This window comes from Cysteiniphilum marinum (assembly GCF_014857925.1).
Classification (GTDB): Bacteria; Pseudomonadota; Gammaproteobacteria; order Francisellales; family Francisellaceae; genus Caedibacter; species Caedibacter marinus.
In genome coordinates this window covers 21,804-32,639 of record NZ_JACYVZ010000031.1, presented here as the reverse complement: position 1 = coordinate 32,639, position 10,836 = coordinate 21,804, and the positions used below count along the sequence as shown (strand labels likewise).

The 10,836-nt window shown below is 37.3% G+C and carries 12 protein-coding genes; 3 read left to right on the top strand and 9 right to left on the bottom strand.

The window, feature by feature from the left end; translation table 11 throughout:
* Positions 1-85: 85 nt before the first annotated feature.
* From IE867_RS11480 to IE867_RS11455, 6 genes are all read right to left on the bottom strand, one after another.
* Complete coding sequence (locus IE867_RS11480; RefSeq protein WP_192484857.1) at positions 86-280, bottom strand: Rpn family recombination-promoting nuclease/putative transposase; 195 nt, start codon at positions 278-280, stop codon at positions 86-88.
* A 49-nt stretch (positions 281-329) separates the two neighbouring features.
* A complete protein-coding gene (locus IE867_RS11475; protein ID WP_192484856.1) occupies positions 330-689 on the bottom strand; it encodes a coiled-coil domain-containing protein in 360 nt (119 codons plus the stop codon).
* A 490-nt stretch (positions 690-1,179) separates the two neighbouring features.
* Positions 1,180-1,629, bottom strand: a complete 450-nt coding sequence (locus IE867_RS11470) for a hypothetical protein (RefSeq protein ID WP_192484855.1) — start codon at positions 1,627-1,629, stop codon at positions 1,180-1,182.
* Positions 1,630-1,787: 158 nt separating this feature from the next.
* Positions 1,788-2,489: a hypothetical protein gene (locus IE867_RS11465; RefSeq protein WP_192484854.1), complete on the bottom strand. Its 702-nt coding sequence runs from the start codon at positions 2,487-2,489 to the stop codon at positions 1,788-1,790.
* A gap of 291 nt (positions 2,490-2,780) precedes the next feature.
* Positions 2,781-3,335, bottom strand: a complete 555-nt coding sequence (locus IE867_RS11460) for a hypothetical protein (protein WP_192484853.1) — start codon at positions 3,333-3,335, stop codon at positions 2,781-2,783.
* A 27-nt stretch (positions 3,336-3,362) separates the two neighbouring features.
* Entirely contained in the window at positions 3,363-4,256 is an 894-nt protein-coding gene (locus tag IE867_RS11455; protein ID WP_192484852.1) for a hypothetical protein, read from the bottom strand.
* A gap of 449 nt (positions 4,257-4,705) precedes the next feature.
* Between IE867_RS11455 and IE867_RS11450 the strand changes: the two genes are divergently transcribed.
* A complete protein-coding gene (locus tag IE867_RS11450; RefSeq protein ID WP_192484851.1) occupies positions 4,706-5,311 on the top strand; it encodes a hypothetical protein in 606 nt (201 codons plus the stop codon).
* A gap of 36 nt (positions 5,312-5,347) precedes the next feature.
* On the opposite strand, the gene IE867_RS11445 is transcribed toward IE867_RS11450, so the two are convergent.
* The gene (locus IE867_RS11445; protein ID WP_192484850.1) at positions 5,348-6,385 is read right to left on the bottom strand and encodes a hypothetical protein; all 1,038 of its coding nucleotides are present in this window, start codon (positions 6,383-6,385) and stop codon (positions 5,348-5,350) included.
* Positions 6,386-6,771: 386 nt separating this feature from the next.
* Positions 6,772-8,067, bottom strand: a complete 1,296-nt coding sequence (locus IE867_RS11440) for a DUF3573 domain-containing protein (RefSeq protein ID WP_192484849.1) — start codon at positions 8,065-8,067, stop codon at positions 6,772-6,774.
* A gap of 384 nt (positions 8,068-8,451) precedes the next feature.
* Between IE867_RS11440 and IE867_RS11435 the strand changes: the two genes are divergently transcribed.
* Together IE867_RS11435 and IE867_RS11430 are read left to right on the top strand one after the other, a co-directional pair.
* Positions 8,452-9,120 carry a trimeric intracellular cation channel family protein gene (locus IE867_RS11435; RefSeq protein WP_192484848.1) on the top strand — a complete coding sequence of 223 codons (669 nt, stop codon included), beginning with the start codon at positions 8,452-8,454 and terminating at the stop codon, positions 9,118-9,120.
* Between the two features lie 336 nt (positions 9,121-9,456).
* A complete protein-coding gene (locus tag IE867_RS11430; RefSeq protein ID WP_192484847.1) occupies positions 9,457-10,119 on the top strand; it encodes a ComF family protein in 663 nt (220 codons plus the stop codon).
* Here the strand turns inward: IE867_RS11430 and udk are convergent.
* Positions 10,110-10,763 carry a uridine kinase gene (gene udk / locus IE867_RS11425; RefSeq protein WP_192484846.1) on the bottom strand — a complete coding sequence of 218 codons (654 nt, stop codon included), beginning with the start codon at positions 10,761-10,763 and terminating at the stop codon, positions 10,110-10,112. The two genes, IE867_RS11430 and udk, sit on opposite strands and share 10 nt — an antisense overlap.
* Between the last annotated feature and the right edge of the window lie 73 nt (positions 10,764-10,836).

Sequence of the window (10,836 nt, the reverse complement as noted above, 5' to 3'; positions counted from 1 at the left end):
CCAGCTTTACACCAATCCGTTGCCAGATAAGCATATGGGAGAGGATAACAATCAGCAAAATGATTGGTTATGTCTAATCTTAGAATTAGCATAACAACGAATTGTACGACTTGCAGGTCGCACGTTGCCGCACATGCTCAACATTAGCAGATGCTAAAACAATACTTTTCCAATCAACCAAGTGAACAAGTTCTTCTGGCATATAGTTTTGCAAAAAGCTCACTGCAAAATCTCTATTGCTGATTAAATCTTTGAAAACATTATCGTGTTTATCTGCCATTTATGATTAGCTGCCTTAGTTAAAACTTGCTGAAGTATAGCAAAAAGAATCAATGAAGAACCGGAATAAACTTGGATACAAGAGGAATTAAAATGGCAATAATGATGGCGCCCATCATCCATTTGAAATTACTGTCGATTCGACTATCCAATTTATCAATACGATTATCCAGTTTATCGATTCGATTATCTAGTTTGTTTATTTGGTTATTCACAGAGGCAATATCTTTATCAAGCTTATCACGCAGGCCTGATATTTCAGTTCTAACATTGGCAATATCTTTATCTAGTTTATCACCCAGACCTGATATTTCAGTTTTAACATTGGCAATATCTTCTCTAGTGGCTGCATGCATTAGGATATCGACCAATTTATCCTGAGTAATTGTTACTTTTACTTCATCATTCATAATGCGCTCCTATGGTTGCATTTGTATAAAGTTTAGCATTAAACAAGGTGAAACAGAATATATACCCATCACAAAGCACTTATCCGCTTTAAGGACTAAAATTTGCTATGGCAACCTTCCTGCACGCATATCACTAAGTCTTAGCTATCTATCAACATGATACAGATAACTTAAACTAAATGCCTTTGATCTACTGATTTGATGCCCATTAAAGTTTTGCGCCAAATACCATGGGTTAGGTTTTGCTTGCCAATCTCTGTCCTCTGTCCTCTGTCTTCTGTCTTCTGTCCTCTGAATGGGCTGGCATAATCGAAAATAACTACACAAGATTTCTTCGTGGTGGAGACCATAAGTCTCAAGCCTTTAGAAACAAAAAAGCCGCTAACAAGCGGCTTATCGTAATTATAATATTTTAAATAAATAAAGCCGCTTAAGCTTCAGACTCAATCAGAAGACAGGTCATGGAAATTAGCCCTGACCCCGTTACTCTTTATGCTATTGACAACCGACAGCCACTACCACCTTCTAATTTAACATCTTGATTTGGAAAACTAGTCTGTGCTTGCATAGGTAATATTATAGAAGCGCTATATTGATTGCTTGGTATATCTGTAGAAATCTTCATACTTAGCATTTTATAATCAGCTTCAACAGAACCCAAACTTTTATTTGAAATTGTCACCTTAACTTTTCCTCGAAACCCATTTAGCAAGCGAAATAAATCTGCGCTCTGTTTAGGATCATATAGTTCAAAGTCACCCGAATAATTCATCTGACTTTCTGTGTGCAAGAAGCATCTATACATAGTATGGTTAGTATCCCAAAAAGTAAAGGATACGTCATTTCCACTGCTTTGCATTGTACCTTGACTAGTCACCACACCCGCCATGGCAGATGATAAAACACAAATACCACATATAATTGCTAATATTTTTTTCATAAATTCTCTCTCTTAATTTTTAATAACAAAAAAGCCGCTAACAAGCGGCTTATCGTAATTGTAATATTTTAAACAAATAAAGCCGCTTAAGCTTCAGATTCAATAAGAAGACAGGTAATGGGAATTGATCCTGATCCTGTCTATTTATGTCATTGTGATTACCAACTAGCAGCTAATTTAAATTCTGCTTGTAATGACATCGTTTGAGCAGAGCCTACAGCAATTGCGTCATAAGCAGCCTGATTAGCTTCTACAATTACACCGTAAGGGATATAAAATGACTTTCCAGTATCGATAACACCTTTACCAGAAATATTACTAATATCCACGTCCATTCTAGCAGCTGCAATATCCTTCGGTTTGTCAGTACAGTTAGAGTATAATTGTTGTGGAACAGAGTCTGAAGCATTGACCTGACCACATAAACCTTTATCAACAGTTGTCAATCTAATAAAAGGACTTAGAGCTGAATCTGAAGAAGTCACCGCTCCTCTAGTTGTCTCAATACTTAAAGAAGTTAATGTAATACTGCTCTTTGTTGCATTTTTAATTTCCAGTGCCAGCGTCTGAGGTAACCCTGATACCGGATCAAGATAACCATTAACTACGCCAAATGCATAATTCTTCGCATCATTAGCACGTGGCATAATTTCCAAATTACCAAAATCATATGTTAATGCAGCACTACCTGCATCAAATTTTTTATGTATTAAGAACTCTAAATCTTTAGTTGCAGATTTATCGACTGTAGCATTTACAGTAACTTTAGCAGTTCGAGTTCCAGATCCTCCAGCACTCGCTAAACCAACCAACCCAACACTCGCTAAAGCAATACTTAACCCAATTAATTTCATTTTCATATTTTTATCCCCTTTGATATTTTATATATTTTTTTAATTTACTCCCCATATAAAAATATGGTTTATTTGCTAATAATGATTAACAAATTTCTTTATTCTCACCCTTAAAACAATAGTTACTTGAGCCGTATCCCCTACCACTTAACAGATCACAACAAAAGTAATTAAATAAATATGGCTTTAAATAAAACCACCTAAAATTGAGAATTAAAAGATGACAGGTGATGGAAATCAGTTCTGGACCTACCATCTTTTACTCCCTATACTAAGCAGATCAGTATTTTCTTCTTTTTAAAAAACACCATTTAAACTAATTGTTATAGTTCCGGTAAAGGTACCACCAGCTGCTGATACAGCAGCTGCCTTATCTGTAAATAACGTAAGCCCAAAAGGCACGTATATAGCCCCCGTCCGTTTTGAAGGTGTCTTTTTAAAAGAATTTGTCGTGACATTATACTTTGTACCATTTGGACTATTAGTAAATGATGCAGCATCTAGCCCAGTAAATAGATCTGAAGGTGGATTAGCATCCCCTGTTACTTTAATACCCCCTTCTTTAGTAGGATAAAAAATCCTATTGTATTGAAGTGTTTTCTTTGATTGTGTATCTGTCATATCTGTTCCATCAAAAGTCAATGTATACCCCACTAACTTTGTAATATCACCTTTGGAGCCACCACTTATTCTAATAGCAAGCATATCTTTTACATCTGATACTTGGCTGGTATTACCTATCGCATTCCATGCAGCATATTGAGACCAATTAGCTAGCACTGAGTATTGACCGTAATTAATTGTCTTAGTCGCATTAACAGTTAAATCATGATTGATAAGATCTAATTGCAAATCTTGTGGAGTATTTTGTCGTGAATATTAGGCATGTGTGACATTGTAATAATGCGTCTCACGTTGATAGCCTTTTTTCATCGTCAATGTCACTTGATCTTTATAGTGTGATAAATCGACTGTTTTGCTTTGCTGTGGATAAAGTTTTAACTCAAGATTTGCATAACCATTGTCATTACACTGGATCTCAGTGACTTTTGACTTAGCTGCTTGCTTGGCTGTTGTTTTTGCTACTTTAGCCTCTTTGTTTACTTTAGCTACTTTATCTAGTTGACCTTGTTGCGCTTTAGTTGCCGCTAGATTTGTTTTAGCCTTGTTGTTTGCCTGCGGCTTGATGCAACTGCCACTAGAATCAGCAAATAATAACGCATTACCCTTATTGGTTAAGGTGACTTGATTACCCTTTTGGCTATCGCTATAGCTATAATCAGGATGCACCGGCTCAACGACAACTGCAGTTGCCACCCCCATACCAATCGTTGTTTGTGCTTGCAGTTCCTTTTCTGTTTTTTCATCGATATCAAAGCCATACTTTTTGCTTGGAATAACCGGTTGGAAGCTTACGCAATAGAAACTTAACTTATCATTATGGTTGCCTTCAGGCATATAAAGATTGATCGACTGTTTATGCTTTGGCGCCAAGATCAAGCGCGTTTTTGAAGGCAAGATACTTTGCGCCATTTCTTTTGGCGTAAGGGTGATGTCTTTTTCCTTCTTGCCATTTTTAGCAAATGGATTTTCAACACGCGCAATGTTAACAATATAATAAAGCGCTGTTCCACAACTATTATTTGTAAGCGTTTTGGTCAACTGCATTTTGCCATCTTTGTCTTTATGCCAATAGTCAAACAAGCCATTAACAGCAATCCCACCTGAGCAATCCTTGTATGGCACTGCATTACCCTGATTAGCCGCAGTCAACAATAATAAACCTAAGTTTGAAAAACCAATGATTTTCGATATCGGTTAAAACATAATTTAAATCCCCATATTTTACGTTTTGCTCCAACGCCCCATTACGTTGAACGAGGTTAGTCTACCCATCTCTAGTGACAAGATATTTACCATTTCGAATGATTGTGTAAGGAAATGTAATTGTTGAATTTGCTATTTGACTTAGTACATCTAAAAACTATACTCAAATTGCCACAGGAAGGACTCAGATAACTAAATAAATGGAGTTACGCACTTTAGAAGAACTATGATTTATAAACACCCCGTCAGCCTACGGCTGCCACTCCTCTTGCAAAGAGAGGAATTGGGCGACGGTGATTTTAATTCCCCTCTTTGCAAGAGGGGCGCCTAGCTTGCGAGGCGGGGTGTTGAAATAGCAAAAGTTCGTAACTCCAATAGATAAAGGAGCATAGACTATGACAGCAAGGACAATACTCACTAAGCATTTATATCATCACCCAGCCGATGCGATCATAAAACGACCATCGACAAAGTGCTGTATTTACCCAATGCATTGGTTACAGCACTTATTGGGTATATTTTTTATCGCGCTTACCACACTTAATCTGTTTTGTATAAGCCAGATAAGCTTTGCTACAACACAATCAGCAAGTATGACTCTGACAGTCACTGCACGAATTAGTCAGCCTGATAAATTACAACTATCGAATCTTAATGCACAAAATAAGGCGTCATTACAGCCAAGCTTACAAACTGAAGATGATCACAAGATGCACTTTAGTAACAGCAACAAGCGCTTACAGTTGCAGCTTGCTGAGCCGGCAACGATAGCACTTGCTAGCGCGGCAACATTAACATCGCTAAACAGTGATAACGAAGGCGATTTTCACAAAATCCCACTTCAAATATTTGTCAATGATATTGAGCTAGACACATCACGACTTCAGCTAACGCACAACCAAACGCATCAAATTCATATCACCAGCGAGACACTCAACAAGATGATCGAAGGATATTATCACGGCGTTGTTTTATTGAATATTCATGGTGTTTGGGATTAATGGAATAAATATTTTTCTAACCAACTAAAGTTGTAATTAGTTTGTTACGAAAAGTGATGCTGTACTATTGTGTGTACAGCTTTTTCCTGAGCTTGGCGCTATGCTTACAAATGACATTTTACTTGTTGCATTTAGTTTAGAAATATCAGCAATATACATCTTTCTGTCACTGTCGTCACAACCCAAAATATACCTACTATTTATCGCTGTTTTCATGGTATAAATACGTTTGTTTGAAACTATAGTTCCTTCGTTATGCTCTAATTTATCTATATTATCAAAATAATATACCTGAGTATGATCACTAAAAAGAACTGGCAGACCACTACTTGCAGGAGAAAGAAAAGCAGCTGACCCAAGATAAAATTGTGTAGGTGCACTTTGTTGCTCAGTCAAAAGGCCTTGATTATCTACCTTGCCATATGATAACGCACTGTAAGCATGCTGTGGAACTGAAATATAATGCGCCCCATCCTGAGAAAAGTTAATCACATCACCACTGTCAAACTTATGAGGGTTTACTGCAAAAAAATAACTTTTAGATTTCCCGCCTTTTAAAAAACGCTGGCTCTTTGTATCATAAATTAAAGCGCCTGCATAAAAGCCATTTACTTTCCCAGTTAAAGTAATATAAAGATTTCCATTATTATAAGTAATTTTATGGAAGCCAAAATTTAACTGGTTATCTATTTCTGCTGGTAATCCTATCATTGTGCAATCATATGCACGATATTCTGCACCACTTTCCATGCAAGCATAAATATATCTTTGATTATAATCTTCACTGTACGAGGATAAGTAGAGCGTTTTTCCATCAGGAGTTGTTGCAACACCATTTAAGTTACCATCTTTATTAACCCCAGTTAGCCTAACTGGGCTGTAAGCTTTGTTTTGTATGGCACCATTGATTATTTGGTTTTTTGATAAGAATAGTTCATTATCTCTATGCGTAATAAAAGTATAGATATAACCATTATCACCAGCGATATTACTCGATGCATTTGAAAAATTTATCAAACCAAGACCTATTAAAGCAACACTTGTTGTGACTAATTTTAATTGTCTACTAGACATCTTTGTTTCTCCCCTTTATACCCACCGCAAAATGATTCACGATGGATATATATTTTGAATTTTAACCATCATTTAAATCAGTGTATTTCAATGGTTATAGCTTAATTTTTTTAAAGAATATTTCAGTGGAGCATGCAGTAATACAGGAAGGGTACGTCAGTCTCCATTGAAAGTTGCTCATATGCGAGATGATCGTAATACATTTTTCCTTTGAAATTTTCAAAAGAAGGGATGTATTGCACATATGAATCAACGCTGGCAACGTCATTACATAACTAAAGAGATAAATAGCATGTAAGCGTTTAATCAGCATAAGGCAAGGTTCAAGCCCATTAGAAATAAGTAGAAAGATCTAGTGTTGCTTCGTAACTGGTTTTGCCATTATATCAATCTAATCTGCCAAGCTCTAGACTAACAAGATTATTCTTAGAGAATACATGTGAGCTTAGGTATGCCAGATATTCATTTTGCACGCCAAGCACTTTTGGCACAGTTTTGTTGGTCTCATCGCCTGGCATAACAAACGGCAAGTTATTGGTATTATACGCATGCTGCATGCCAAGACCTAAATCAAGGTCCTGAATGATCTTACCAGATACTGGCAACGGAGTATCTGCTTGGATATACCATGCACCAAAGCGCGTGTTATTACTATAAACTTCTTTGTTTGTCGAACCAGTCCAGCCTAATCCTAAGTTGAAATAAGCATCTACACCGGCATGTACTTCGGCATTGACAATACCATTTCTATTATCATTAACAAGGTTTGGTGAGTTTGTATTGCTGACAACCAAAGACGTCGCCCCCATACCCGTACCAATCCAGTTATACATATAACCCAAAGTACCACCGAAGTTATAGGTATTATCATCATAGTCTGCAAATAGGCTTGCCATGAAGTTTGTTTTGTTATTGCTGTCACTCTTACCTTGGAAGACTGCCAAGTTGGCATTGACATTGAAGTGATCTTTACTCTGTGAGGCGCTGTATAAGTCACCAAAACTCAAGCCTAAATTCGCCGATACCGTGCCGTGCCCTGGTCTAAACATCGCCTGCGTAATCCCTCCAATCCAAGGACCGCCATCAGCAAACGAACCAAATGATAATCTGTTTTTACCAACAGTTAAGTAAACTGGTGAGCTATCAAGATTACCAAAAGTGACATAAGCATCTCTAACCTCTGGATCAGCATAACTGGCACCAGTGAAAACAGTTGATGCCTGAACATAATGCCCAAGGTTAGCAACAATATATAAATCCGCCTCATTAATGGCTAAATCCCAACCTTGCTCATAACTACTTGTTGCCTGATATGCATTACCATTGTGTGCACCGTTAAAAGTATCTAATTTATCACCTTGCCACACTGTTGCATCCGCTTCGATATAACCACCAAATATTAATGCACCATCACTGTACTTATTGCGATGACTCAATATTGAAAACGGCAATCTAGAGCTTGAATATTTTGCAAATGGTTGATCATAATCTGAGAACACACCATATTTTTGATCACTTGTTACATAGATTGCATCGCTTTGATCTTTGCGAGCACCATTTTGATTTGTGTTTAAGTGATCCAACTCTTGCTTTAGCTGATCGATTTGTGCCTGCAACTCAGCATGACTTGCCTGATCTACTGCCCCTTTAGCTGCATATGATGCACTAGAGACACCAAACAATAGCGCACTTGTTATGACAACGATTTTTTCATCCTTCTCCCCTTGCTTTTTGTTTATTTACCATCAAAAAAATCAAAACTTACTGCACATTATCTCAGTTCAGATCCTGCACACTCCCCCTGACTGCACACATCTGATCACATCAATAACTTCAGAAAACTTTTGGATAGAGACATACTATTTCAATGTATTTTTCTTTGTGTAACCAAAAGGGAAGTATTTGCATGATATTGTTAACATTAAGTAAACCACTATGTTCAGCCTATGATCCATTTAGCGACACACCATAAATTAATCTTGAGATTTTCTAAAAAGCTTTTCCTCTGGCTTATCTAGGGGTATTATACGCAGCTAATTTAAGCTGAAATAATTCCTTAATAAATCATGTACTTCCTTGTTGATAAAGTTATCGTCTTTCAAATCCTTTATGTGATTGGAATCACCGCTGAAAGCATGTCCGGCACGATTTCTGCCGGCAAGAAAAATATGGATATTTTTGGGATTGTCACCATTGCAACCATTACCGCATTAGGTGGTGGTACCGTGCGTGATGTGCTTTTAGGGTATTATCCTTTGACTTGGGTGATGTATCCTGAGTATATTCTGGTGACTTTTATCGCCTCTATCTTGGCTATTTTTATCGCGCGCCACATTGTTAAGCGTCATAAGTTTTTCTTAATTGTTGATGCACTAGGCCTTGTTACTTTTGCTTATCTAGGCAGTGACATTGGCTATAGTGTCGCACAACACGCGGTAAGCAATGACCATTTTATGATTTTTGGCAGCTTTATCATTGCCGTATTAATGGCAATTATTACCGGTGTATCTGGTGGCGTGCTGCGTGATGTATTATGTAATGATGTTCCCCTTGTTTTTCAAGCAGAACTCTACGCCCTTGTTGCGGCCTTGGTTGGCATACTCCATGCATTAACACTGTATTTTAAAGTCGATAATCTCATTAGTGCGCTGATTATTATTGCGATTGGCTTAAGCCTAAGATTATGCGCTATTTATAAAAACTGGCACTTGCCTAAAGTTAAATATTTTTCTTAATCCAACTAAAGCTACACGCCCATGCGTTTGCGCGCCATCTCAGACTGGTGGTTGCAGTACTTTTTATAACCTTCTGCAAATTTAGCCCATTTTGAGGTATTTGTTGTGTTTGATATGCCCATTGTTATTCTCCTTGATTCTTTATTTAGTGATTAACATCTACCATTAATCACGCCATTGATTGAATTTTACACTTATCTTGGCAGAATAGATGTTTCATCAAGGTATTCAGCCGTATCATTTTTGATACATGATCAGCAACAATGTATATTCCCAAAAATCTGCTTAACTGAGGAGTATGTTGTATAGGATTCATCAAACTAGCTGGAGAAATAAATGTATTTGCGTGATTATGCACATAAGCTTAAAACGATCGTTTTTTTTAGCCAGTGCATTATTTGTCAACAGATTACAAACAAAGGCCTTTGTAATGATTGCCAAGAAGCACTTTCTAAAGAAGCGCATACGAATAAACGCCAACAACTGATGATTAATGGACAACCTGTCATCTTCTATGCATTGAATCATTTTGAAGGATTAACACGCAGATTGCTCTTTTTATTTAAATATCAAAACAATCATATTGCGGGTAATGCGCTAGGGCTATATCTTGCAACAAGCTTTAAACGCTTACATTCACTTGCTGATATTGATTATATCTTGCCTCTGCCAAGCCATCGTTTGCGCTTTGTTGTGCGTGGGTTTAATCAAGCAGAAATTTTAGCGAAGCATTTGGCTTCAGTTAATCACCCAGTTGATCTACATTCGATAAAGCGCCACAAATATACCAAGCCCCAAGCCAAATCAAGCTATGAACAACGACAACGCCAAATGCATAATGTCTTTAAACAAAAGCGTGCAATCACGGCAAAACACCTTTTAATTATTGATGATGTATACACGACAGGCGCAACACTGAAGGCACTTATCACATGTATTCAAAACTTTTCAGAGAATCATATTGAAAAAATAAGTGTATTAACACTTTGTCATGCGTGATTATGTCTTAATAACTCACGAACTTTTGAACGAATCACGTCAATCGCAATCTTATTCTTGCCACCATGCGGCACGATGATATCAGCATAACGTTTAGAAGGTTCAATAAACTGTAAAAACATCGGGCGTACTGTTTCTAAATACTGCGTCACGACGCTATCGACTGTTCTACCGCGTTCTTTCTGATCACGCACCAAACGACGGATAAAGGATACATCCATCGGCGTATCCATAAAAATTTTAATGTCCATCAGCTTGCGTATATTCTCATCAGTAAACAGCATGATCCCTTCTAGAATCAAAATGCTTGTCTGCGCGCTAATCGGCAGCGTTTGACCTTTCACCCGACTATGTGTTGCATAATCATACAATGGCACTTCAATATTTTGACCGGCAATGAGTGACTCTAGATGCTCTTTTAATAAACTGTGTTCAAAGGCATCCGGATGGTCGTAATTCAATCTATCTAACTGCGCTTTTGATAAATGACTATTATCACGATAGTAATGATCCTCAGATAATACCGTCACTCTTGCGGATTCTAAATCCTCAAGCTCCTCAACAATTGTATTAGATAATAAACTTTTTCCAGAACCGGAACCGCCGACAACACCAATGATGACAATATTTTTATTACTTTGCATCCGCGTACATGATTTGATGAGTTTGTGACATTCTAGCGACTTTTCTAAAAAAAGCAGCAAAATTTTCTAATTG

Bases quoted from the DNA above. Each gene is read 5' to 3' on its own strand.
- IE867_RS11480 (WP_192484857.1), bottom strand. From the start codon at position 280: ATGGCAGATAAACACGATAATGTTTTCAAAGATTTAATCAGCAATAGA.
- IE867_RS11475 (WP_192484856.1), bottom strand. From the start codon at position 689: ATGAATGATGAAGTAAAAGTAACAATTACTCAGGATAAATTGGTCGAT.
- IE867_RS11470 (WP_192484855.1), bottom strand. From the start codon at position 1,629: ATGAAAAAAATATTAGCAATTATATGTGGTATTTGTGTTTTATCATCT.
- IE867_RS11465 (WP_192484854.1), bottom strand. From the start codon at position 2,489: ATGAAAATGAAATTAATTGGGTTAAGTATTGCTTTAGCGAGTGTTGGG.
- IE867_RS11450 (WP_192484851.1), top strand. From the start codon at position 4,706: ATGACAGCAAGGACAATACTCACTAAGCATTTATATCATCACCCAGCC.
- IE867_RS11445 (WP_192484850.1), bottom strand. From the start codon at position 6,385: ATGTCTAGTAGACAATTAAAATTAGTCACAACAAGTGTTGCTTTAATA.
- IE867_RS11435 (WP_192484848.1), top strand. From the start codon at position 8,452: ATGTACTTCCTTGTTGATAAAGTTATCGTCTTTCAAATCCTTTATGTG.
- IE867_RS11430 (WP_192484847.1), top strand. From the start codon at position 9,457: ATGTATTTGCGTGATTATGCACATAAGCTTAAAACGATCGTTTTTTTT.
- udk (WP_192484846.1), bottom strand. From the start codon at position 10,763: ATGCAAAGTAATAAAAATATTGTCATCATTGGTGTTGTCGGCGGTTCC.